This window comes from Vibrio sp. dhg (assembly GCF_003443775.1).
Lineage (GTDB): Bacteria > Pseudomonadota > Gammaproteobacteria > Enterobacterales > Vibrionaceae > Vibrio > Vibrio natriegens.
In genome coordinates this window covers 1,808,640-1,833,681 of the sequence record NZ_CP028944.1, presented here as the reverse complement: position 1 = coordinate 1,833,681, position 25,042 = coordinate 1,808,640, and the positions used below count along the sequence as shown (strand labels likewise).

The following is a 25,042-nucleotide window of genomic DNA, read 5'->3' as shown; positions in this document are numbered from 1 at the left end:
TCACATTCGTTAAATTCATATTTTTTCACCTAAAGTTTTACAGCCATCAAACCAATGAGATGGGATAACGACCTCACGGCGAATTACCTGTTTTTAAAACAAAAAAAAGCAGCACTCGAAGTGCTGCAAAATATTTTTATCAAATATATGGAAAAGAACTGCTTAGGGTAAATCATTTAAAATAAAGACTGAGCGTTTCTCACACTGAGTGGAGGACTCGTTAAATTCCGTGACATAGGTATTTGATTTCCAAATAGTCTTCAATGCCATATTTAGAACCTTCACGCCCACATCCCGACTCCTTCACACCACCAAATGGCGCAACTTCCGTCGAAATAATGCCTTCGTTGATACCAAGAATCCCATACTCAAGCGCTTCACTCATGCGCCATACGCGGCTGTGATCTCGTGTATAGAAATAAGCCGCTAAGCCATATGGCGTATCGTTGGCACGACGAATCACATCCTGCTCATCATTAAATCGGAAGATGGTTGAAATTGGTCCAAATAGCTCCTGATGGGCAATATCCATCGCTTCAGTCACATCGGTTAAGATGGTTGGCTGATAAAACTGCTGACCGTTCTCCAGCCCCTGGCCACCTAACGCTAACGTTGCGCCTTGCTCTATTGCTGTTTCTACCAAACTCGATACTTTTTCAAACGCTTTTTGATTGATTAGCGGACCGATCTCGGTACCTTCGACTAAACCATCACCTATCTTGAGTGCTTTCACTGCTGAAGTGAATTTATCCATGAACTCATCGTACACAGCATCATGGATGTAGAATCGGTTGGTACAGACGCAAGTTTGCCCTGCATTACGGTATTTAGAAATCACTGCCCCCAAAACCGCTTTATCAATATCTGCATCATCAAAAACTATAAATGGCGCGTTGCCACCGAGTTCTAAAGAAACTTTTTTGACCGTATCAGCGGCTTGGCGAAGAATGAGCTTTCCAACAGCCGTTGATCCTGTGAAAGAGATTTTGCTTACTAGAGGGTGGCAACACAGTACATCGCCGACTTCAGCAGGACGAGAAGTTGTCACAACGTTAACCACACCTTTTGGTATACCCGCTTGCTCGGCAAGTTTTACCATTGCTAACGCACATAGCGGTGTGTCTTCACCCGGCTTAATCACGACAGTACAACCCGCAGCCAGGGCTGGGCCAACTTTACGAGTGATCATTGCGACGGGAAAGTTCCATGGTGTAATCGCAGTAACGACACCAATAGGTTGCTTGATAGTCATGTAACGGTTGTTTGGATTGCCTGACGGAATCACATCGCCGTACATTCTCTTCGCTTCTTCGGCAAACCATTCAATAAAGGACGCACCATAAAGCACTTCACCATAAGCCTCTTTATATGGCTTACCTTGTTCTGTCGTAAGTATCTTAGCGAGTTGCTCTGCGTTTTCGATAATTAAATCGAACCACTTTTTAAGTAATCCAGCACGGTGTTTCGCGGTGGTAGTGCGCCATTCTTTAAATGCTGAATGAGCGGCCATGATAGCGGCTTCCGATTCTTCCTTCCCCATATCAGGGACAGAAGTAATTAACGCACCTGTGGATGGGTTTATTACATCGACTTGCTTGCCATCGTGCGCTTCAACCCACTCCCCATTGATAAAACCACGGGATAAGATCAAATCTGTCATTAGTTCTATTCCTACTGTTATAAACATTAACAATGTCAAAGATATAAAAAGCCAAATCGCGCAAAATAGCGATGGAACTTAACCTAATGATAACAATCTATTGAGGCATATAAATATTCCTCGATAAACATAAAGTTTTACGAGCATAAAACAATGACCAGAAACGCCGTACCTATTGGTCACATTGGTGACTACGAAATAAAACAACTGAAAATTTTTAAAGTCGTCGCTGATTGCGGTGGTTTTTCCGCTGCAGAAACTGAGCTCAACGTGAGCCGCTCTACAATCAGTATTCATATATCTAATCTCGAATCTCGATTAAATCTTGTCTTATGTCGTCGTGGACGATCCGGGTTTGCTTTAACGGAAGAAGGCGCCGTAGTCTACGAGGCAACAGTAAAGTTACTGGGGGAGCTTGAGGACTTTCGTAACACCATTAACCATCTCGACATTCAACCGTCTGGCAGCTTAGAAGTGCTATTTAGCGATAACATAAGTTTGGATAATAGGGCGAAGATGCCTGAAGTGATCCGTAACTTCTCCAGCATCGCCAAAGAAGTTTACCTAACGGCTGAAGTGGCTCGCATGACGGAAATAGAACGCAAAGTGCTGCAAGAAGAAGCCGATATCGGTTTTATCCCTTTTCACCGTGAGCTTGATGGCTTGGAATACGAACACATCTATACCGATATTTGTTACCTTTATGCCAGCAAAGATAACCCTCTTGCCAAACTTTCCGAGAAAGAGCTTTCTGAGGACATCATCAACGGCTTCCCTGTCGTTTACGCAGGATTAAAGCCACAGGAGCTCCTCCACTCTCCTTTATCTAAAATGAACTTAAAAGCCACGGCGTATAACTACGAATCTCGAATGGCGTTGATACTCTCGTCCAGATTTATTGGTTACTTGCCAGAAAACTACGCCAAGCCCTATGTCGATAATGGAGAACTTGTGCCGATCGCCCCAGATACAAGACACTATTATGTAGAAATAATGGCGATCACCAAAAAGACCCATTCAATCAATAAGGTGCGCTCATTGTTTATAAAAACCATGCGCGACTTTTACCGTAAGCAGAACGCTTAAGAAAAGTTATAATTAGCTTTGCCCCCTAACCAAAGCCTCATCGAATGACGAGGTTTTTTCATCATTTCATCCCAGAAAATAACATTAGTCATTCATAGATAATGAAATATTAAGTTGAGTGGGTCAATGGATAGTCGCTGATCAATATATAGGGACACTTATAATGCAAACAAGAACAGTTGATCATGGACGTTGATTTCGCGACCCAAGCTAAGCCATTATTGGGCAAAACTTTGTCAGTTATATTACTAAATTAGGATATAACGGATTAGCTGACATATGTGAAATTAACACCCTGTTGAGATGATCAACGCAATACTGATGCTGTCGCATAACACCTCAACCACTAAAACCAATGCATAGTGAAAATGCCAAGCATTGCGAATCACTATAAATGCTTTGTTATGTGCTAATTTAATACAGCCCACTTGTTATTTAGTACCTTATAACTTGAACTAATTCGTAGCATTGTTGGTGGCGTTGTGCTGTCTGTAGGTAGAGGAAAAATCACATCGTATACCGCAACTTCTACTGGCTCCATTTGGTTTGCCCTCATGTACTCTTCAGCAGCCCCGTCCTCAACCTCTTTACGATCGTTAGAGTCAAACGCCCTAACGTGAAGAAACTTCTCTTGCTCTACTAAGACCTTTGAAACATCTTTCTTTATTGAATACTCCAAAAAGACTGCCGTTTCAATCAATTTTTCTCTCTAAAACATCGTGTTAAAATAGCTTATTATGCAATGCATTGTTTATGAGGATGAAATGAAAATATTTGTTATTCTGGGTTTAATTGCAGTCGCGTTCTACTTTTACACCAGTGGCGATGAAGCCAAAATTAATAATCTTAGATCTGTAGAGTTCAGCGCCAAAAATAGGATTCTGACGATAGCAATAGATGATGATAGAGACTTGCAAACAAAAATCAGAATGAACGATAAAATCGAAGAAGCTGTGTTCCTTAATCAGGTGATAGATAAAGGCAAGTCAATCTACGCCGACGGTAACTATCTTTACCAAGGCCGATGCCAACACGTTCAATTAGAATGGCAAAAAGGTGAGTTGTTCTTACCGAAATACTACAAGGTACTTTTGAATGAGTCCTGTTAATTGTTTTGTAATGAGGTTTCGGCATAAGGCTACGATGATTAACTGATGTAGCCCATCAGATCGTAACTTCCTGATTTAGTTCCATCGAATTACGCAACAAAGCCATTGTCAGGCTCTATTTCACCATACAAAACTACACTGATTAGAAAAAACAGGTCAAATTATCAACTGTGAAGAGTGACGATCAAACGAGCTAAATTGGAATGGGGCAGCTTTGAGTTGCGCTGCCCTACTAGTGCTACCTTTCAGATAGCACTTCTTTGAAAGCAAACATTCCATTCAACGCTGCAGGGAAACCAGCATAGACAGACATTTGTATTATTACTTCTTTGATTTCTTCTTCTGTACAACCAACATTAAGGGCTGCGTGCAAATGTACTTTTAGCTGCGGCGTACAAGTTCCCATGGCTGTTAAAGCAGAGACAGTTGCTATCTCTCTTAATTTCAAGTCCAAGCCTTGCCGTGTATAGATATCGGCAAACGGGTATTCTATTGTGAATTTAGCTAAATCAGGGCAAATATCTTGTAGGCTCTCAATGACTTTTTGCCCTGCTTCACCATCGATTTTTGATAACTGTTCTAGCCCAGAATTAAATCGAGTATTGTCCATGTGGCATGCTCCTCTGAATAAAAGACCAGCACACCTTACAAGTTAGAGTTAACTCTAAGTCAACTCACTTCTCCGTTTTTATATAAATTAATTTTGTCTTCTAATGCTTTCAGATGCTCATTCTGTTGCCTAATGTGTTCTTTTAAGTTTTCTCGGTGTATTTCTAGCAGGCCTTGGCGATCAACCACGGTCTTTACACCTAAATCTCTTAATGACGCATATTTTTGAATTTCTTCTAGCGGCATCCCAGTGTCTTTGAGTCGTTTAATAAAGTTCACCCAATCAATATCTCTATCTGAGTAGACCCGGTGGCCACTGCTATTTCTTTGGACATGTTTTAGCAAACCAATTTTTTCATAGTATCGAAGAGTGTAAGACGATAACCCAACTACGCCCGAAAATTTTTTCATGTTCATTGTTTTTACCTTCTTACTAAACCTATCTTCACCAGCGCAAATAACCACTGACTTCTTAAACACTACACCGATTAGAAATAATAAGCCAAGTAACTAGTTGTTATAACGTTGCAAGCGAAATGTTGTTATAACGTTGTAAGCGAAATAGCTAGCAAACTTTGGGGCAAAAATTTTCTAGCCAGAATCGTGTAGAAACGCCTTTGGACATTTATGAGTCAGTGGTTTTGTTAATTTAGCTTTTGATTAATTATCAAAGATATGACAAAACCACTAATCAAGAGCTCTATCTTCCTTATTTATCAAAGCTAGGTTAGGTGTGTTTTATTCAGCCGTTCAATAAGAAAAATGCCAGTCAGCATAACTGACTGGCATTACTCATATGAGCCTTTAACTCAGATTAAGGACATAGCAATCCATTGTTGTAATCATCCAGCTTACTTGCTAAGTCATTGGCTTGGATCTTAAGCTGACGATTACCTTTCTTAAGCACATCGCCTTTACCGTCAAACTCAATGTCTGTGAGTAATCCATCAGCTTCTGTTATTGCATTGGTAGCGGCAGCACAAGTACCAGCACCAACAGCTACATTCGCTTTAGCAGCGAGAAGCTGTGCAGCTAAACCATATGCAGGATCACCCGCACGTTTTTTCCCACTGTGGATATCTCGTTTATCCAATAAGCTACGACCAACGTCACAAGTACTCACCACTAGGTTACCAATAGTGAGTGGTAGTGCATCTTCTAACAAGAAGAAGCCATTATCTGCAGCCTTGAACTGCTGTCTACCGCCACTACAGGTGTTCCAGTTTTTCCAATAACCGATAGTACGTTGATCACCTCCTGGTGGTGAGATGTTATTGACTTCAAACGATAGAGTCTGACCTGGCTCAACAACAAATTTCACACACAAGGTGGAGTTATCAGCTTCTCCCGTTGCAACATAGTTAGGGTTAAACACAGGGCTGTAGTTTTCACCTGAGAGGAGATCAGGATCGGCATTGTCTAGTACCTCAGGAATGGTTACACCACCCACAGTCCAAACCGTTGTCCAAGAAACAGGGATATCGACTTCACAGAGACGATAAGTTTCACCAGGAATCAACTTGGCATTATTAAAGTCAAGCAAGGTATCGGCTGGGCCAGATTGAGGGATCGTTTGGTCGCTAGCATTGACCTCAGGGCCGCTTAACGTGAATACCCAATTTATACTGGTATTGGCAACACCGTCGGTTAATTTGTTGACCATCGCCATACCGCGTTTGGTATTGGTAAAGGTACATTCAACCGTTTCACCTGCATCTAAGTTAATGGTTGCTGTGAGGTTGGCGACATCGACACCAGAGTCAAGCACGTTGTAGCCTTCTTGGGTTGCATCGTCGGTACATACCAGCGCACTGAGATCATAATCGGGATTAGGATCGGTTTCAGCGACAGTGTATTCACCAGGAGCAATATTCAAGAAGGTTTTGGTACCATCATCCATGAGTTCGAAGGTATTAGGTTCAGAGATATCATCAGTAAAGGCAAAGGCTGTGGCTGTATCTCCATCAGGTAGGGTTTCTTTATTGATGATCACTGTTCCTAGTTTTCGGTTAGTAAATTCACATTTTTTCACTAAGCCGTAATCGGCAGGATAGTTGATAGTAAACTCACAATCACCGACGGCACTCACTTGTGTCCAGCCCTCTTTCAGGGTTTCCGTGATGGTATATGTGCCCTCTTGCAACAAGAAGTCTGCTAGATCTATCTGGAAGCGTTCAAACGCAATAGCATCGTTATCGTTGGTTACGAGAGATAGCCCTTCATCAGGTAAGCCTGGACCTTGTAAAGTCATCGTCCAGTCATCTTCCAAACCAGCAGGCTCCGTTACCTTATTAACCTCTGCAACAGCCCCAAGAGGTACAGACGTACGTGCAATGAAGACTACGCCTTTACTACAATCATCCAAGGTTGAGTCAGGACCTAGAGTAAGATCTATCGTGGTCGTTGCATCAAGCTCAGGAGTAGTTGGATCAAAGTCTGCTTGGAAGATATTAGGATCACAGGGACCGACAGTGACAGCGTATTTGTCGGGAAGGATATTTTCAAAGGTTTTATCTATCTCTAATTGACCCTCTTTAAAAGTGTAATCTGTGTCTAACACCACCTCATTGCTGCTGTTTTTCACCACAACCTGACAGGTGACCTCCTCGTTGCCTTGTAAAATATCATCTTGGAAGGTGCCTTTAATGCTGTAATCCACTAAAGCACCAGATGTAATTTCAATGTTAAGTGGACCTGAAGTAGGCGAACTTACGCTAAAGCCATCACTTGCAACTAAGAGTGCTTGATCCGACAAAGTACCACTGGTCACGATAGGTCTTTGGGTAACAGAAACCGTTTTGTTAATAGTGACAAAACATTCACCCGCGGTAGTACAGGTTGCATGCTCCTCTGGCTGAGTACCAGATGTCCACAGTAGGTTAGGTGACATTTTGTTTAGCAGAGTATTAAAGGTGTACTCGAGTCCGTCAACGGTGAAATTACCTGTTGCACTGCCACTTGCCGTACTGCCAGCACTGTACTGCAAATAATTACCTGTGATGTATTCTTCATCGGTGACGACGGCCGTAGTATTGGTCGAAGCCCCTGGCTGAATGCCCAAACCATCGGTAGTAAGATCAAACTCCGCGACTGTTTCACCAGGTACAGGAATACCTGTTGCTTGGTCGGTATAGGTGGCAGTGGCAATATCCATTAACTCTGTGACATCAGACTCAGCTATATACATATGCACTGTTAGTGGCAGCGTGGTATTGGCAGGCACAGTGACGGTATTAAAGTTTTTGATATCTAGATCGATTAATCCACCGCCAAGGTTACCGCGTATAATGTCGGTGACATCAACATCGATAGGGCGACTGGCTGGGTTGGTTAAGGTGATGTTGGTTTTCACCGTTACCTTGCCAGGGACCCCCTCAAGAAGTTGCCATTTTAGCTTGATGGCCACATCCTGAGATGCAGGATTTTCGACATCACAAGTATCGCCGAGGTTGATACTGGCCTTGTTTGATTCCTTGGTAAGGTTCCAAGTAAAGTCGGTATCTTGCCTAGCATCCATATCTTTACTGATGTCTTGCGGCAGTATTTCTTTTACAGGAAGTGAAATAGTGCGAAGGCCACCTTGAAATACGCTCTGATCTGCAAGGTAGGATTGCAATGATGAGCCTGGATATTCGTTGGCACCCACCGCAAGGCGATAATAAAAGTTAATTTCACAAGAGGTATTTGGGCCTTGGGTGATTTCAAACTCCTGGAACAGGCTTTGATCTGCCCCATTAAGGTTTTCATTAGTGATGCCCCACGGTTGCAGTGGATCATTGAAGGCTGTAGATACCGTACAATCCCCGATGACAACAATATCATCAGCAGGAGAAAAGGCATCATATCCTAACTTACCTTGATCTATATTGTTCGCTGCAGCTCGAAGGTTATAAGTAATATTGCCATTACTGTTACCATTTCTGAGCGTGATTCTGTGGGGCACAAGGTCGAGTTCATTCCAGCCTTTACCTAAGTTACCAGTGGTATAGGCGTCATCAGGACAAATGAAGTTATCGTCGCCGTTAGGCAAGACAATATCACCATTGTTACGACAGGCCTCATGAGTTAGATTGACGGTATTAGGTGGTTCGATAAAACCGAATGCGGGAAAAGAGAGAGAAAAAGCGGTCAACGCAGCGGCTACTAGCGTTCCACTCACCAATGTTCTCGGACTTGCTGCTGCGTCCGAAAGCTTAGTATACGATTTCATAAAGTTACTCCTTGAATTTCATCTTTGAGCAACCTTTTATGTCGGCTATTGATTAAATGTTCCATCATCTACCTTCTTTTTCATTGAAAGTTGATAAAAGGGCTATGTGAGTATTCACTTATGCCAACACTGGATCCGGCATCATTGAACACACTAAACTTTTTTACCCCCGTCCCAAGACAGCTTCATCCAGAGTTGTGAGTACAACGTTTAAGACTGGAACTCGCTGTCAGTTGCACACATGAAAGCAATAAATAAACCAAAACCTATCTGTCTGATATGTAAATAAAATATTTTTAAAGCGGAGTGTTTCATATTGCCATGGGTGAACAGTTTGTTAGCCTGGTGTTATGCGATATTCGTCGGAGTTGAAAATATACATTTAACTTCAATAGGTTGGGATAGAGTTAAAGCATTGCATTTTGTAGATGTACTACGTGTACAGGTGAACACTTGGTTTACAGTTTTGCGTGCCATTTTTTAAGGCAAGAGCGCAGAGGTGTTAGATCAACACGTATTTGATGAGGAAGTATTAAAAATGAGAATTAAGCTTGTGGCTAGTGTTTGTTGATTGTCCAAAATGTTTTCCCTACATGCCAAGAAACAAACGGTACTGGCGGCATGAAGGTGACAATGTCGATATCGCAGCAGACACGGTAGGTTTTGTGCCCCAAACAATAATGCTGTTTAAACCTCCAATCCCCAATGGCTGGTTGCCCGAATGTCACTACGCGTTTAATTCTTTTTGGATACTTTCACTCAATATAGTAGGCGAATACACTGCCGATCGCGCCTTCAGAGGAGTGACCAGTAATCGCAATTCGCTTACCTAGACCATCCACGCTGTCTTGAACATCCGCTGAAACACGTTTCTGGACAAAAACGCATTAGCGAAAATCATCATTTAGTGTGATCACAACACTTGATAATCACAGGCTTGCTCCCGATTCATTTTGTATCGATAGTAATTATTTTTTGAGGGTCAAAACCAGAAACTAACTCATGTTCAACATATCCACGTTGATTTGTATGGAAGTTTATGCCGAAGTCTATTTGTTCATTGCAATCATGATTGTGCCCGTAACACCAAACTGCAATTTTATTCGCAATAGTTTCAAACTCATCACAGTGTGACGCAAAAGCAGGGGCAAGTGGGCTTCCGAGGTATTCAACCTGAATCAGACTTCTTGATGGAAGATGGTGGGTAACAATTACGTTTTTTTGCTCTGGCGACTGCTTTACAGAATGATAGAGCCATCGTCTCGATTCACGGTGGATACTTTGGCTATCTTGGGGAGTAAAAACATTTCCATGATAAAGAATTTGCTTAAAGTCATTCATCCGACCTTCTGCTATCTTCATTGAAACATCGGTGCTGCCATCGAGACAAAAATCTGTCCATAACGTGCATCCATGAAAACGAACGCCTTCGATAACGATACTGTCGTTTTCTAATAAATGGACATTCTTATATTGGTCCGCTTTAACGCGACATTGACCTGTCAGTGAATCTAGAGAAGCTCCATAGGCTTCGTGGTTGCCCAGAACATATATTACGGGCACATCAAATTGCGAAGCCCAATCGATACCCTGAGTCCCTATGTGAATATCGCCGCTCAGTACTATCACATCGGCATCAGATTGAGGTACTTCCATTGAACCGAATTCCAAGTGGAGATCCGAAAGGTGACAGATTTTCAATATACTTCCCCCCGCTAAAAGCCTTTAGGATAATAATAAACACAGGCAAGAATGGGTCAATGAGAACAGAGACCAAGTATCTAAAATCAATTTAGTGCGTACTTAAACACATTCGAAAACAAACTCGCATTATGCCTTATCTGTATCCATCATTCCGATTTTGCATCAGCTCCATGCTCGGAAAGCTGAGCACCAAACCATCTATGTATTGCGGTTACCATACTTAACTCTTTAGTTTCAAAGGTGATCTGTGCACCTTCAGGAAGTTCTGAATATGACACGTTAACTTTTGAGGGATTAGCGCTAAGTTTCGCAATTCCAGGCATGTCAGCGCCATGTAATTTTGTTGGGTCTGAATAATTTCCGTGTTTAAACATTTGCGCTTCGTGCTCTAAATGTTGCCGAATAAGTAAGATTTGTTCAGTTTCTTCTGTGTTCCTCGCCAAAACCTTCTGGACGCCACCTGAATCCGTCATTTTGAACACGTGAAGAGTTTTGGACATGTCGAAGGGCATTACCTGATGCGACATATGATGCACCTGCTCTTGCTTGGTTTGTGCGAAGGCTCCCAGGTGGACAAAGAGCAGCATGACCGCAGGTGTTACCGTAAGTAGTGTCACCTTATGTTTTGTAGAAATCATTTACGTCCCTCTTAAGTGAATTGACAGTCACTATCCGTTTCGACAGCATTTTTATTTATGGAAACACAAATATCAGGCTCAAGCATGGATGCCACATGTAAATTTAACCAGTGGGCAAATCATCAAAACTACTGGCATTAAGTAAAATTACTTCAATTTCTTCAGTAATCTCTTCCCGGCGTAAAATATGGCATTGCTGGGTCAATTCATCCGCTTTAGTTTCAAGATGTTTAACCGCGCCTTCAAGATGCACGATTCGATTGTGATTTTCCTCTAACAGAGAGGTATAAACAATTTCATGCAGAGCAGTAAAAAGAAACTGCTCGGCTACTTTGAGCAAAAAGTCTGCTGGCGGTAAGTTTAGCTCCGGAGGGTACTGAAAATTAGCGGGTTGTTGATCCTTCTGCTGAAACGGCGGCAATAGTTTTTTTGTTATAATCCCCTGTTCGCCACTGTGGTAAACGCTGTATAAGCCCATCAACGGCTGTTCCCTCTGGATCTTTGTCAGTACCTGAACGGTTTGTTCGAGAACGTTAGGCACCTCTTCGACAACATTTGGCCCTTCAATCTGCGCATATACATGACCATCGTCTTGCATTAAGTTATAGAGCTTGCGGCCAACCGTAATTAAAGTGGGCTTTACATTGGAAGGAATCGTTAAGAGCTGCTCAATATAGTCCACCAGCTCCTGATTGAAGTCACCGCAGAACCCGCGTTCAGATCCAATTAGAAGATAAACAGGGAAGACTTCTGACTCTTGGAGTTGAGTTCCAGGATAAAAACTGAGAAAGTCGTTAGCTGCTGAACTGATGGTATCCAGCGCTCGATGTTGAGTGTCAAGGAATGCACCCAACTTATGCGTTTCCATGTAAGCTAACATTTTCATCGCATCTAAGATTTTTATAATTTCGTTCAGACTATGATGGTGATTGTCCAGATCGAGGCGTCGGCTCATCACTTACTGCCCTGTATGTTGTTAGGTGATAACCATTTAGCGACCGCTACACTCCATTCATCTTTAGGGCTATCAAGGGTTAGGCTGGAAGATTTTACCTCCTGCTCTAGAAGTTTGAGACGCGACGACACTTCTTTTCGTTCGCAGTCCTTGAAATGCCCATCATTAAAAGCGACAAGCCATGCCAGTTGAAACGTCTCGTGAAGCGGAGAAAATTGCTCTTGCTTGAGAATCTCCCTTAATACCAGACCACGTTGAATCGCTTGCTCCATAGAAGCTTCAAGACGGGCACCAAAGCGGGTGAAACTCTCCAGTTCCAGAAACTGAAGATAGTGTAATTTCATACTTCCGGCTTCTTCCTTGATTCTGGGATGTTGCGCTTGTCCGCCGATACGAGAAACCGATCGAGCGATATCAATGGCCGGACGAAAACCGGCTGAAAACAATCCGCGTTCCAGATAGATTTGCCCGTCAGTGATGGATATTAAGTTAGTCGGAATATAATCGGCGATTTCTCCCTGTTTGGTTTCAACGATTGGTAAAGCCGTCATGCTACCACCACCATGAGACGGACTCAGGCAGGTAGTCCTTTCCAATAACCCAGCATGGACTGAAAAAATATCACCAGGATAAGCTTCCCGCCCGGGAGGACGACGCAGAAGCAATGACAGTTCTCGGTAGATTTTGGCATGCGTACTGAGATCATCATAGACAACAAGAATATCGTGCCCCTGTTGCATCCAATACTCAGCGATAGCACAGCCGGCAAAAGGCGCTATATGCTGTAATCCCGGCAAGCTACTCGCTTCCGCGACAACGACAGTGGTGTATTCAAGCGCACCAAACTCTCGTAATATCTCAATCGTCTTAATGACCGTAGAGCGCCTTTGCCCAATGAGCACATAAACACACCGCACATTTCTGCCTCGTTGGTTAATCACGGTATCAAGTGCCAGAGCACTGCGCCCTAGGCCTTCGTCACCAATAAGCAACTGTCTCTGCCCTTTACCTATCGGGATTAGGGTATCTATGATCTTGATGCCCGTATACAAAGGTGCATTAACAAAATCACGGCTGATTATCGGCGGTGACAATGTATCGAGACGCATCCATGCTGATGGGATTGGGGCCGCTTCCCCATCATGTGGACTACCCAGCGGATCAATAACCCGGCCAAGCAAATTGTCACCCACCGGGACACTTAAAGAATGACTGGAATGATGTACGGAGGTTCCGGCTGTCAATAAGCTGGTTTCATGCAAGAGCACCGCACTGACCAGCTCTTCCGTCAGGTCAAACACCATTGCCTGACTGCCATCCTCCATGGTTAAGATATCGTTCATCGCCGCCGAAGGAAGCCCTGAGATCCTTGCAATACCATCCCCGATGGACAACACGACGCCCCGCTCTTCAAGGCATAACCCCGGTTTATAGTCCTTAAGCCACATAGCCTGCTCGGTCAACGGGCTATTGAGTTTGTCTTCATCGGGTAACATAGGCAAACTCCATAAACCCTTTTAAATCATCCCTTATATTGGCACGCAAACACCAGGCACCTATGGTGATAAACAACCCAGCGATCAACTCAGGGTTTTCATCATATTTCACAGGGATGGATAATTGGCTGACGGTCTTCAGGGCGCTTTCCAGCTCTTGCCGTTTTTGTTCAGGTATTGGATAAGCGCTGCTTACCTCAATAACTTCAGGCATGACTCCCCATTGATGTAACAAACTGGCCGCTTGCTCCTCAGAAAGGGAAGATAAATCCTCCAACAGAATATCCAGCAACCTAGCCTCCAGCTCAGGTCCAGAAGCCCTGCTAAGCAGAGAAGCAGCAAATTGAGCGCTCTGGTGTAACGCCTGTTGTTCACTATCACGAATCGCTTCTATACGCTGGCGAGATTCAACCACCTGCGCTTTTTTCTTTTCCTGCTCTAGAGACTGCTTCAATAAATCTAACTGGGATGCCCGCTCTGCATCAATTTCCCGGCGCAGTGCCTCTCTTGCCTGCTGACACTGATGCTCCCAATTAACCAGGCGATTTTCATATTCATCTTTCAGTGCTGCCGATTCATCATTGAGTCGCTGGGATTCAAGCAACTGTTTATCAATATCCGCCTGGCGCTGACTAACCACCGCCTTTACCGGCTTAAACAGAAAGCGTTTGAGAATCCAGATCAACACCAAAAAATTGATGATTTCCAGTACAAAAGTAGTCCAGCTAAACTCCACAGTAATTGCTCCTCAACGTGGGTGATAAACCATCATAGAGTGGCTAGCAGACGCTATTTGATAAGGTATTCAAGCAATGGGTTACGGAAAAGCACAATCAACACAATAACGAGCACATAAATGGCCAGTGACTCTATCATTGCCAACCCGATAAAAAGCGTCCGCATAATTGACTTTTCAGCCTCAGGCTGACGTGCAAGAGCATCCATCGCCCGACTTACAGCCCACCCCATGGCTATCGCTGGAGCGAGGACACCAATAGAAATACCGATAATGGCAACAGCGGTTGAAGTCAGAACAAAGGTTGATAACTCATTCATGAGTGGCTCCTTCTTGTTGCTGTTGTTGATATTGTAGGCTACCCGCAATATAAATGAGGGCGAGCATGCCGAAGATATAAGCCTGAACTAAGGCTTCAATGACATGGAGCATTAAAATGGGCACTGGCGCCAGAAATCCCGCAACTAACAAAAATAGCAAGGCGGCCATTTCCAGGCTCATCATGTTGCCAAATAATCTCACCGCTAAAGCAACCGTACGGGTTATTTCCCCGATAATGTGGAACGGTAATAGAATCGGGCTGGGTTTTAAATAATGGCTTAAGTAAAGCTTTATTCCTTGCAGGCGAATGCCGAACCAGTGTGTCGAAAGGAAAACAATAATTGCCAGCGCAGAGGTAGCAGATAAGTCTCGAGTTGGGGAATGAACGCCCGGAATAAGCCCGCACAGGTTGGCGATAACAAGAAATATCCATAGGCTGCCAATAAATGGCATCAGGCTTTTAACATGCTGGGGAGCGACTTCTCTAATCACATTTTCAATACTGGCAATCATGCCTTCTACCGCAGTCTGTACCAGCCCGGGTTTGATAGATAACTTCTGAGACAAAATCCAGGCAAATAGCCCGAGTGCACCAATGATTCCCCATGTTGTGACTACCGTATTATCTATCATAATGACCGTCCCACTGAGTCGGTTTACTTAATCTCAGTTAAAACCCATAGCACTATTGCCGAATTAAAAGGTAGACATTGATCATCCCAACGATCACGCCAAGCAAGATAAAACTTATTGTCCAGCGAACCGAATATCCCTCTATCATGCTGTCTATCCAATGACCAAGGTAAGCGCCTCCCACAATGGGTAACGCAAGCAATAGCCCTAGGGTTCCAAGATAAATAGTTTGGCCGATAAGGGTATGTCGTTCGCGCTCAGCCTTCTTCATACGGTCAACCTGACGCTCAGTTTTCTTTTTCAAATCATCAAGTTTACGCATGGCACTAAAGTGTCTCTCTTTTGCCTATTTTCCACAGCCGCATAAATACCTCTTCTTCCATGTGGCGTAGGCTCTGTTTAAACGTCTGTGATTTTTCTTCTTCTATCACTAATTGTTGCTCCAGTGCCTGGCTAATACGGCTATAGTCATCATCGAGCAAAAAGCGGTAAGTACATAATGTCAGGTGATTATTTTTAAAATAGAGCACCCCACCAGCCGCTGCCAGATATTTCCAGTCACTATCCCCCGTGCGGTACTTAGCAATTCCCGTAGACAGAACCGTCATAAAACGACTGTGATTCGCCAACAATCCGAAACTACCCGTTTGGTCCTCGCCAATAAAGGAAGTGACGCCCTCAATCTCTGCAGAGTGCGTGGCATCCAACAGGCTGATCACAAAATTTTTCATCGTAGCTGGCTCTCCATACTTCCCTGCATATAGCAGCGCTCTTCCGGAATTTCGTCGTAATGACCAAGCAGAAAATGTTCACAGTCATTTAGCGTAGTATCCAGCGGCACGGACACTCCCGGCATGCCGGTATGTGCCGCTGTTGTACAAAATGGCTGGGTCAAATAACGCTGAAGTTTGCGGGCACGCATGATGATGGTGCGGTCAGTCTGAGACAACTCACCGACTCCTAACATGGTGATAATATCTTCCAGCTCATGGTAACGAGCTAAATGTTCCCGGACGCCTTCAGCAATACTGTAGTGACGCTCGCCCAATGTATGACGATCCATAAGCTTATTGCTGGACTGCAACACATCGACCGCAGGGTAAATCCCTTTACCGGCTTGTGCCCGGGATAACATAACCGTGCTATCCAGGTGACTCAGGATGGTACTGACCGCTGGATCAGTCATATCATCAGCCGGAACATAGACAGCCTGTACCGAAGTGATGGTGCCATTGTTGGTTGAAAGAATGCGGTCCTGAATCTCAGCAATATCGGTCGACAGTGTCGGTTGATAGCCTACCGTAGCTGGCATCCGCCCGAGCAAACTGGATACTTCACTGCCCGCCTGCACGAAGCGGAAAATATTATCCATGACGAACAGAACATCTTTTTTCAGGGTATCGCGCAGGTATTCCGCATAGGTCAGAGCCGATAGTCCTATCCGAAAACGAACGCCCGGCGACTCGTCCATTTGCCCGAACACCATTAATGTCTGTGGCAGTACCCCTGCATCTCGGATAGCGTGCCAAAGTTCATGACCTTCGCGTATGCGTTCACCTATACCGGAAAAAACCGACACCCCCTGATGTAATGAAGCCATCGCGTGCATGAACTCCATAATTAACACCGTTTTACCAACCCCTGCACCACCGAGTAATCCTGTTTTCGCTCCTTCAATGAAAGGACAGAGAAGATCGATAACTTTAATACCCGTTTCTAATACGTTTCCGGCACCGACAGATTCATGAATCGGGACTGGCGCACTGTGAACATTGCGAAACATTGACGTATTCAGTTTGCTCCCGCCATCCAGTGGCTCACCAAAGATATTGAGCAAACGACCGAGACAATCCGGCGTGACCGGAACATGAAGAGAAGCCCCGGTATCATAAACGGTGAGCCCACGATGCAAGGAGGAGGTTTTGTGGAGAATAATGGCGCGGATATGCCGCTTATCAAGATGTTGATGAACCTCAAACAGATAGGTTTCATTATCGACATTAGCACATAAAGCCTGATGCAAGGGAGGCAAGGAATCGCAGGCAATTACGGTTACCGGGCCATGTATTTCAGTAATGACACCAACCGGGACTTGTTTCCTTCCTAGCTCCATTATTTACACCCCTGCAAAGGCATATCTGCTTTTTAGCAATTTTATTAACGGAAGAGCACCAACTTCTGTTTTTTAGTGTAGCTTATAAGTAGTTACGTTGAGTGAGCGTGAATTGAAGTTTTAGGCAAACAATAGCGAATATTGAACAATTCGATGTTGGCTATTGCGTGCCATAATTACCCCACCCCGTGATAAGGGAAATGCATGAGCTCCACTGATTTTAAAGGATTAAGCACCAATAGAGTTCATTGTCTTACGTCCAATCAGCGCAATGGAGATATTCTACAATGGAATATACAACATTAAGTAACAACCTAGAGATGCCAATGGCAGGCTTTGGTGTTTTTCAGGTTACCGATAAAGAAGAATGCAAACAGTCAGTACTCAGTGCTATCCGTGCTGGATATCGCCTCATTGATACTGCCGCAGTCTACGGTAATGAAGATGCCGTTGGTGAAGCTGTCCGTGAAGCCATTGAAGAAGGCACTTGTACGCGCGAAGATCTATTTATCACGTCAAAGTTATGGGTTCAGGACATGGCAAATTACGATACCGCTAAAGCAGGTATCGAAGCGTCACTGGAAAAATCTGGTCTAGAGTATTTCGATTTGTATCTACTACACCAGGCAATGCGTGACTACTTTAGCGCTTGGCGTGCGATGGAAGATGCTTACGAAGAAGGCAAGCTCAAAGCGATTGGCGTGTCTAACTTCTACGCACATGTATTGGCGAATTTCTGTGAAACAGTGAAAATTAAGCCAATGGTAAACCAGATTGAGCTGCACCCATATCATGCTCAGCCGGCCGCGCTAGAAACAATGAAGCATTACGGCGTTCAGCCTGAAGCATGGGCACCATTAGGTGGTGGTCGTCATAAACCGTTTGAAGACGAGATGCTAAAAGGCATTGCAGAAGCACATGGAAAAACAGTGGCTCAGGTTATTCTGCGCTGGAATTTACAGCGTGGCGTCACCGTTATTCCAAAGTCTGTAAAACAAGTACGTATTGAAGAAAACTTCGATATTTGGGATTTCACGCTTTCAGATGAAGAGATGGAGAAAATCAGCAGCCTTGATTTAGGTTACGTTGGCGATGCAGTTAAGCACTTCAACCCTGATTTTGTACGTGGCTGTCTCGGCGTGAAAATCCACGACTAAAAACACGGTTCCGGCGAGAAGAAAACAGAAACACCGTTGGTTAGTGTGTATCAGAAGATTCTCGTCGGTGCCGTACCCCAATAAAAAATCCCTCTGAACATAAGAGGGATTTTTTGTTTTAGGATGATGCTGTGAGTTCTTTCGCTTGCAGCAACACTAAATACGAAATAGTCGGCAAGGTTTTTATTTACTGGTTCAGATGGAAGTTTTGACGTTTCAACTCATGCTTAAGATTAGCTTTACGTCGGTATAGGAGTAGGTATTACCCACTACGACTTATAGTAGATAATATCGACTCCCCTTCAGCGATTAACGTGAGCAAAACCGCTCAGCGCTATACTGCTTTGTTCAGAATACTGAACTTGTCCTCATGCTTTCAAGATTTGCACAAGAAGCGAAGATTTGACTCATCGAGGTAGTTGTTGAGCGCCCCATCGAACGACATTTTCGATATCTGGTAACAAAATACCTTTTTCCTCAATACAGAATAACAGTTTCGAGAATCGGTCACGCTGAGAGCTGTCGACCGTTTGTAACCACTCATCAATACTGCTTTTTACACTATCCACATCTGCACTTGGGCATTCAATGCCAAGCTGGCTAAGATCCGTAATAAAGTCATCCATATCTACAAGATCTACGTGCATCATAACTACTTACTCCTACCAAATAAGAGGGGATTCCTTCCCCCCAACAAGCCTACAATAGACGATTAAAAAATAGGCTGTGATCTATTTTTATGTCACACAGCCAAAAATGTTAGTTGCGTAGCATTTATGCTTTACGGTAAAGGTGAATCTCAGTTTTTAACCCTTTGTACAAGCTCCAGCACATCAGTACCAAAACAAGTGTGAAAGGCAGACCAGTCGTTATCGCGCCAGCTTGCAATGCTGTCAGCGCTTCTGAACCACCACCTAGTAGCAGTGCTATCGCGATAAAACCTTCTACAATAGCCCAGAACACACGCTGACCTACTGGCACATCTTCTTTACCACCCGCAGTGATACTATCGATTACAAGTGAACCCGAATCTGAAGACGTTACAAAGAAGACCAGTACAAGCAAGATACCAACAACGGATAACAACGTAGAAAATGGCAAATTCTCAAACATTTGGAACATCGCCAGAGACACATCGCTGATACCATTTGCTAGCTCACCGACACCTGTCGTAGCCTGTTCTATTGCCGTTCCGCCCATGACACTTAACCAAACCATAGTGACTAATGTTGGGATAAGTAATACAGCCGTCACGAACTCGCGAACTGTACGTCCTTTAGAAACTCGAGCAATAAACATACCTACGAATGGTGACCAAGATACCCACCACGCCCAGTAGAACACAGTCCAACCATGGAACCAGTCTGAATCTTCACGTCCGATCCAATTAGAAAGCGGCACAAAGTTATCAACATAGCCCAGCGTGATATCACCAAATGTATGCAAAATAGATAGCGTCGGTCCAATCACAACAAGTAACGCAACTAAACCTGCCGCGATTAGCATATTGATGTTACTCAATATCTTCACACCGCCATCTAGTCCTCGTGCCACTGAGATGACAGCAATGCCGGTAACCACAACCACAAATGCTATTTGAGTTGAAATACCGCTTGAGACACCAAACAGATGGCTAAGACCACCAGCGGCTTGTTGAGCGCCGAAGCCAAGAGAAGTTGCAAGACCAAAGATGGTTGCCAGAACGGCAAGAATATCGATGAAGTTACCAATTGGACCCCAGCAACGCTCACCTAAAATTGGGAAAAATGCAGAACGGATAGTAAGTGGCAAGCCTTTATTATGTGCAAAAAAAGCCAAAGCCAGGCCAACTACGGCATAGATCGCCCAAGGGTGTAAACCCCAGTGGTAAATCGTAGCACTTAGCGCCATTTGTTTTGCTTCTTCGGTATTGGCTGCCACGTTAAGTGGCGTTCCGTACCAGTCGGTGTAATACGCGACAGGTTCAGCAACGCTCCAGAACATCAGCCCTATCCCCATACCCGCAGCAAATAACATGCTAAACCAAGATACCGTAGAGAATTCCGGTGTGGCGTTTGCGCCTCCCAAACGAATTTTGCCCATCGGAGAAACAAGCAAAAATAAGCAAAACACTACAAACAAGTTACACCCGACCATGAAAAACCAGTCAAAATTGTTTATAGACCAGCTCCGAGCGGCAATAAGCGCGTCTTTTGCTCCTTCAGGAAAAATTAACGTCAAAATGATGAACAATAAAATTAAGCTAGCGCTGATACCAAACACGGGGTTATGGATATCCATGCCAAAGATTTTGACATTGTCTTGCCCAGCACAATAATCCGTTTCGTATTTAACGGTATGGACGGATTTATATCTTCTTCGACTACTCACTATGCTTTTCATGCGATCCCTCTTTAGTGATTAACATATATTGAACAGTATTCAGTAATTCCTTTCCCTGAATCGTTCTTCGTCGTAAGTCATACCTAGTTGGATAAGTAATTGTTCAAGTACTTATTAACGTTGGTATTAACCACGTAGGTACCGAACTTTTCTTCTAATTGTCGGTACCGTTAACGTGGATATATTCCTTAGATGAACCTAATTGGGTTCAATAAGTTGAATTCCTAACAAGTCAATTTTTTAGTTATTTATTTACCACTCCTTCTTCAAGCAGTAAGTCATAGACTACCTGAGCCATTTCACTAACAGGCTGGTCTTTAAGGACTTTACCGCCTGTCGATTCTGCTTTTGCTGTCGCCGCTTTAAAACGGTCAGCCGCACTTTTAGCTTTCACGACTTTCAAACGCTTCGCTTTTGGCTTCGCGATACTTGTTTCCCAAGTTAGTCGCTCTTTATCCAGTTGCTTGCCTTCCACCTCTTCCGTGACAATGTCACATCGGCGAGCTCGACCAAATGCACTTTGTCGTGGTTCTTGCGCAGCAAAGTCCACACTAGCGATAAATGGCAGAGATACGTTTAGCGCTCGACGTTGTCCCCTTGGTAGCGCTTGTAATACTCGCGCTGTACCATTTTCGACGGATAGAATTTCCGCGACGCCCATAACAATCGGACAATCCAACTCTTGAGCAAGAAAGAAAGGTAGCGTGCCTGAAGATTCGCCATTTTCCGCGCGCATTCCTGTCAGAACGATGTCGGGCATGTCATCTCGAAAGTACGAAGTCAATGTGTTAACCGCATCGTCCTGTTCGTCCTGAGCCAAAACGCGAATTTGAGAGAGGCCCATCCCGCTGTAGTACGACAGTGCTGGATCCTGAGGGTTGCCTGCGTGAAGCACCTCTAACTCACAACCTTCTAAGTTCATCGCCAGTTCAACAGCACGTGCATCGGTCGCTGAACGGCGCGCACGTCCTGTATCAGGGTGTGCACCAATGGAGACTAACGTACTGACACGCAGTGTATCGGTTTGATTATGCGGCATCCTTCAGCTCCTTTGATTGATGTTGTTGAATAAGAGCAATCAACTCTCTTAAAAACTCATTACTATCAGCAATCACACTCAGATCCGCGCGCTTGACCATGTCACAACCCGCATCTGTGTTTACGGCGATGACTTTTTCACAAGCACCAATACCTTGCAGGTGTTGAATTGCCCCTGAGATACCAACAGCGACATAGACTCGAGCGGTTACCCAGCTACCGGTAGCACCAACCTGACGGTCGCGAGGCATAAAGCCATCATCGACGGCTACGCGGCTCGCGCCTTCGGTTGCACCCAGAACGTTCGCGGCTTCATGGAATTTCTCCCAATCATGGATGCCGTTACCTGCAGACAGAATGAATTCAGCCTCGGTAAGTGGAATCGCCTGAGGATCCACCGCGACTGGACCAAGATCTTCGATGCGAGATTCAATGCTGAATGTGCCTTCAAATTCAACCGGCAGCACTTCGTGTCGAGTTTCATCAATTGGTAGCGCACATTCTTGAGCCAGCAGAAGCACTCGAGGTGTCACACGTTTGATGTCGTGACGAAGCCCTGCAGCTCGACATACCGCATGCTCACTATCGACTTGCCACACTTGTGTTGCAGGACGTTCATTAATCGCCGCAGACAAGCGCGCACCAAGTTCAAATCCACCTTGAATGCTATCCGGGAATAGCCAGTGTTTAGGCGAATATTGCGCTTCGATACTCGCCAGAACCTCAGCTCGCTGTTCTGGGCTGTAGTGATCAAACACTTCATCCGGGATAGCTATTAAACGGTCTACACCAGCAAGGTCAAACTGCTCTTCTTTGTGAGTGCCGAAGACAACGGCCATTACCGCGCCTTCGCCTTCAGATTGTTTCACAAGTTGATGAGCTTGACCTAAAACATCTTTGTCATGGCTGCTCAAACGACCACCCGGCATATCTGGCACAACCACAATGTAAAAGTCTGGTGACTCAACCTTGTGCAGTGGCAGTTCAACCGCTGCCTGACTACCTTGACGAGCACCCATCATCGAGGTTGCCGCATTATTGTTCAGACGGTCGATACGTTTAATGCCATTTGGCCCAATAAAGCCGACACGATGTGGGTAACGTCTGGTTAAGCCGTTTGGTCCAATCTCTTCAATTGGCTGTACCATCAGGCTTTCATGCTGTGGATGTAGCCTATTGCGTCTAATCCACTCGACACGAGGGTCACGGCGTAAAATAAATTCTCCCATGATCTTCTCCTACACACCGACGGTTTCAGACTCTGGCGTCCATACGTCCACCTGGTCATCGTTAATCTCAATCAGCATGTCAGCCACAAGCTCAGCGATATCTTTCACCTCTGGTCTTGGCTCAACAACACCCTCAAGCATTGCAGTACATTGCTGACAACCTACCGCCACTAGATCTGCACCTGTTTCGCGAATATCGTCCATACGCATGTCTGCTATACGGCGTTCGCCAGGGATATCGGTAATAGGAGCCGCACCACCACCGCCACAACAACGTGAGCGGAAACCTGAGCGTTCCATTTCAGCGATTTCAACACCTAGCTGTTTTAACACTGAACGCGGGGAATCATATTCACCGTTGTAACGCCCCAGGTAACAAGGATCGTGGTACGTCACTTTACCAACAGACAATTGTTTTAGAGCAATCAAACCCTTTTCAACCAACTGGTTGATGAAAGTGGTATGGTGCCAAACCTGGTAGTTTGGTTTTTCATTCTCTGGGTAGAAGTCCGGGTATTCGTTCTTCAAGCAGTGGAATGCATGCGGGTCGGTTGTCACGATGCAGTCGAAATCGTACTTCATCAACGTTTGGATGTTACGTTTTGCTAAACGCTGATAAGTTACGTCGTCACCTAATCGGCGTGCAACATCACCGCAGTCCAGTTCTTCATCGCCCAAGATAGCAACATCAATCTTGGCTGCTTTGAGGATTTGCACCATTGACTTAAGAATACGCTGGCTACGCATATCAAATGCACCATCAGAAACCCAAAACAGAACGTCAGCACGTTTCACTTCTGACATCAGTTTAAGATCTTGGTCTGCAGCCCAGTTAGAACGTTTGTTCGGGTTATGACCATTCGGGTTGTCAGTGAAGATGATATTTTCCAGTACTTCCGCACCTTTGTTTGGTGTTTCGCCTTTTTCAAGTGTTAAGAAGCGGCGCATATCAACAATCGCATCGACGTGTTCGATCATCATCGGACACTCTTCTACACAAGCGCGGCAAGTCGTACATGACCATAGTGTTTCTGCGTTTAGAACACCACCAACGATTGGTTTGTGTGGGTCGCCTTTTGCACAACCGGTTTCTTTACCTGGATATGGGCTACCAGCGTACTTTTCATCCGTACCACCAGCTAGTCCCACAACCATGTCCTGGATAAGCTTCTTAGGGTTAAGAGGCTGACCCGCAGCAAATGCCGGACACACCGCTTCACAACGACCACATTGAACACAAGCATCAAAGCCTAACAGCTGATTCCATTTAAAATCGCTTGGGTTTTCGACACCGAGTTTTTTAGCATCAAGATCTACTGGTTTTAAACCCGTCGAACGGCCGCCACCAAAACGCTCAGGGCGACGGTGAAATGCTAAGTGCAATGCACCAGCAAAGGCGTGCTTCATCGGTCCGCCCCAGCCCATACCAAGGAACATCTCACCGACGCCCCATACGATAGCAGCAAGGAGAACAACCGCAGCAACTACGTTAAACACATCGCCAACCAACTGAGTAGCAGGCAGTGTCACGATGAAGAAGCTCACCGAGAACATGATCAAGCTTTTCGGCAACCGCATCCAAGGGCCTTTAGACAGGCGCGATGGAGGGTTTAGTCGACGTTTTGCGACAAACAATGCGCCGCAAAACATTAAGCCAAGTGAGCCAAGCAGTACCCAAGATAAGATTTGCGGCTCCAGGTTAAACACGTGAACCGCGAAAATGAGCACAACGGACAGGACAAAACCACCTGCCGTTGCAACGTGAGTGTTAGACATCACTTTGTCGCGCGCTACTACGTGGTGCAAGTCCACGAGGTAACGGCGAGGCATGGCTGCTAACCCTGCAAAAAAGGCAACACTTTCGGCTTGCCCTCTCCGCCACATCATGATGCGGCGGAGCATCCCTATAACAGCCAGGGCTCCGGCTGTTATAAGTAAGATAGGAAGTAGTGACTCTAGGAACATA

The 25,042-nt window shown here is 44.8% G+C and carries 23 protein-coding genes and 1 pseudogene; 3 read left to right on the top strand and 21 right to left on the bottom strand.

The window, feature by feature from the left end:
- Positions 1–220: 220 nt before the first annotated feature.
- A complete protein-coding gene (locus DBX26_RS23940; RefSeq protein ID WP_065303803.1) occupies positions 221–1,660 on the bottom strand; it encodes an NAD-dependent succinate-semialdehyde dehydrogenase in 1,440 nt (479 codons plus the stop codon).
- Between the two features lie 153 nt (positions 1,661–1,813).
- Here DBX26_RS23940 and DBX26_RS23935 point away from each other — a divergent pair, with 153 nt between their 5' ends.
- Positions 1,814–2,746, top strand: coding sequence for a LysR family transcriptional regulator (locus DBX26_RS23935; protein ID WP_020335230.1), 933 nt, complete (start codon positions 1,814–1,816; stop codon positions 2,744–2,746).
- A gap of 409 nt (positions 2,747–3,155) precedes the next feature.
- On the opposite strand, the gene DBX26_RS23925 is transcribed toward DBX26_RS23935, so the two are convergent.
- Positions 3,156–3,425, bottom strand: coding sequence for a hypothetical protein (locus DBX26_RS23925; RefSeq protein WP_162889766.1), 270 nt, complete (start codon positions 3,423–3,425; stop codon positions 3,156–3,158).
- Between the two features lie 85 nt (positions 3,426–3,510).
- Between DBX26_RS23925 and DBX26_RS23920 the strand changes: the two genes are divergently transcribed.
- A complete protein-coding gene (locus DBX26_RS23920; protein WP_065301638.1) occupies positions 3,511–3,855 on the top strand; it encodes a hypothetical protein in 345 nt (114 codons plus the stop codon).
- Between the two features lie 238 nt (positions 3,856–4,093).
- Here the strand turns inward: DBX26_RS23920 and DBX26_RS23915 are convergent, their stop codons facing one another.
- The 14 genes and pseudogenes from DBX26_RS23915 to atpD form a co-directional block, all read right to left on the bottom strand.
- Positions 4,094–4,465 carry a carboxymuconolactone decarboxylase family protein gene (locus DBX26_RS23915; protein ID WP_065297576.1) on the bottom strand — a complete coding sequence of 124 codons (372 nt, stop codon included), beginning with the start codon at positions 4,463–4,465 and terminating at the stop codon, positions 4,094–4,096.
- Between the two features lie 59 nt (positions 4,466–4,524).
- Complete coding sequence (locus DBX26_RS23910) at positions 4,525–4,881, bottom strand: MerR family transcriptional regulator (protein ID WP_038174832.1); 357 nt, start codon at positions 4,879–4,881, stop codon at positions 4,525–4,527.
- A gap of 397 nt (positions 4,882–5,278) precedes the next feature.
- Positions 5,279–8,674 carry a hypothetical protein gene (locus tag DBX26_RS23905; RefSeq protein ID WP_118121114.1) on the bottom strand — a complete coding sequence of 1,132 codons (3,396 nt, stop codon included), beginning with the start codon at positions 8,672–8,674 and terminating at the stop codon, positions 5,279–5,281.
- A gap of 584 nt (positions 8,675–9,258) precedes the next feature.
- A pseudogene (locus DBX26_RS23900) lies at positions 9,259–9,516 on the bottom strand (lipase); the annotation flags it as partial.
- 106 nt (positions 9,517–9,622) lie between these two features.
- Positions 9,623–10,330: a metallophosphoesterase gene (locus DBX26_RS23895; RefSeq protein ID WP_254063579.1), complete on the bottom strand. Its 708-nt coding sequence runs from the start codon at positions 10,328–10,330 to the stop codon at positions 9,623–9,625.
- 194 nt (positions 10,331–10,524) lie between these two features.
- Positions 10,525–11,016: a hypothetical protein gene (locus tag DBX26_RS23890; RefSeq protein ID WP_118121112.1), complete on the bottom strand. Its 492-nt coding sequence runs from the start codon at positions 11,014–11,016 to the stop codon at positions 10,525–10,527.
- Positions 11,017–11,119: 103 nt separating this feature from the next.
- Positions 11,120–11,971, bottom strand: a complete 852-nt coding sequence (locus DBX26_RS23885; protein ID WP_118121111.1) for a F0F1 ATP synthase subunit gamma — start codon at positions 11,969–11,971, stop codon at positions 11,120–11,122.
- The gene (locus DBX26_RS23880; RefSeq protein WP_118121110.1) at positions 11,971–13,467 is read right to left on the bottom strand and encodes a F0F1 ATP synthase subunit alpha; all 1,497 of its coding nucleotides are present in this window, start codon (positions 13,465–13,467) and stop codon (positions 11,971–11,973) included. The genes DBX26_RS23885 and DBX26_RS23880 overlap by 1 nt, the downstream gene beginning before the upstream one ends.
- Positions 13,454–14,203, bottom strand: a complete 750-nt coding sequence (locus tag DBX26_RS23875) for a F0F1 ATP synthase subunit delta (protein ID WP_118121109.1) — start codon at positions 14,201–14,203, stop codon at positions 13,454–13,456. The genes DBX26_RS23880 and DBX26_RS23875 overlap by 14 nt, the downstream gene beginning before the upstream one ends.
- Positions 14,204–14,256: 53 nt before the next feature.
- On the bottom strand, positions 14,257–14,523 hold the full coding sequence (atpE, locus tag DBX26_RS23870; RefSeq protein ID WP_014234581.1) for an ATP synthase F0 subunit C: 267 nt from the start codon (positions 14,521–14,523) through the stop codon (positions 14,257–14,259).
- A complete protein-coding gene (locus DBX26_RS23865) occupies positions 14,516–15,157 on the bottom strand; it encodes a F0F1 ATP synthase subunit A (RefSeq protein ID WP_118121108.1) in 642 nt (213 codons plus the stop codon). Before DBX26_RS23865 ends, atpE begins: the two co-directional genes overlap by 8 nt.
- A 52-nt stretch (positions 15,158–15,209) precedes the next feature.
- On the bottom strand, positions 15,210–15,479 hold the full coding sequence (locus DBX26_RS23860; RefSeq protein ID WP_020335247.1) for an AtpZ/AtpI family protein: 270 nt from the start codon (positions 15,477–15,479) through the stop codon (positions 15,210–15,212).
- A 4-nt stretch (positions 15,480–15,483) separates the two neighbouring features.
- Positions 15,484–15,888 (bottom strand): F0F1 ATP synthase subunit epsilon, encoded by a 405-nt coding sequence (locus DBX26_RS23855; RefSeq protein ID WP_118121107.1) that lies wholly within the window; start codon positions 15,886–15,888, stop codon positions 15,484–15,486.
- Positions 15,885–17,270 (bottom strand): F0F1 ATP synthase subunit beta, encoded by a 1,386-nt coding sequence (gene atpD, locus DBX26_RS23850; protein WP_118121106.1) that lies wholly within the window; start codon positions 17,268–17,270, stop codon positions 15,885–15,887. Before atpD ends, DBX26_RS23855 begins: the two co-directional genes overlap by 4 nt.
- A 287-nt stretch (positions 17,271–17,557) precedes the next feature.
- Between atpD and DBX26_RS23845 the strand changes: the two genes are divergently transcribed.
- On the top strand, positions 17,558–18,427 hold the full coding sequence (locus DBX26_RS23845) for an aldo/keto reductase (RefSeq protein ID WP_118121105.1): 870 nt from the start codon (positions 17,558–17,560) through the stop codon (positions 18,425–18,427).
- Between the two features lie 407 nt (positions 18,428–18,834).
- Here the strand turns inward: DBX26_RS23845 and DBX26_RS23840 are convergent, their stop codons facing one another.
- The 5 genes from DBX26_RS23840 to DBX26_RS23820 form a co-directional block, all read right to left on the bottom strand.
- The gene (locus DBX26_RS23840) at positions 18,835–19,077 is read right to left on the bottom strand and encodes a hypothetical protein (protein WP_014234587.1); all 243 of its coding nucleotides are present in this window, start codon (positions 19,075–19,077) and stop codon (positions 18,835–18,837) included.
- Between the two features lie 124 nt (positions 19,078–19,201).
- Positions 19,202–20,809, bottom strand: coding sequence for a BCCT family transporter (locus DBX26_RS23835; protein ID WP_014234588.1), 1,608 nt, complete (start codon positions 20,807–20,809; stop codon positions 19,202–19,204).
- 244 nt (positions 20,810–21,053) lie between these two features.
- The gene (locus DBX26_RS23830) at positions 21,054–21,848 is read right to left on the bottom strand and encodes an electron transfer flavoprotein subunit beta (protein WP_020335252.1); all 795 of its coding nucleotides are present in this window, start codon (positions 21,846–21,848) and stop codon (positions 21,054–21,056) included.
- Complete coding sequence (locus tag DBX26_RS23825) at positions 21,838–23,076, bottom strand: electron transfer flavoprotein subunit alpha/FixB family protein (protein ID WP_118121104.1); 1,239 nt, start codon at positions 23,074–23,076, stop codon at positions 21,838–21,840. The genes DBX26_RS23830 and DBX26_RS23825 overlap by 11 nt, the downstream gene beginning before the upstream one ends.
- Before the next feature lie 9 nt (positions 23,077–23,085).
- A complete protein-coding gene (locus DBX26_RS23820) occupies positions 23,086–25,041 on the bottom strand; it encodes a (Fe-S)-binding protein (RefSeq protein ID WP_118121103.1) in 1,956 nt (651 codons plus the stop codon).
- Position 25,042 lies beyond the last annotated feature (1 nt).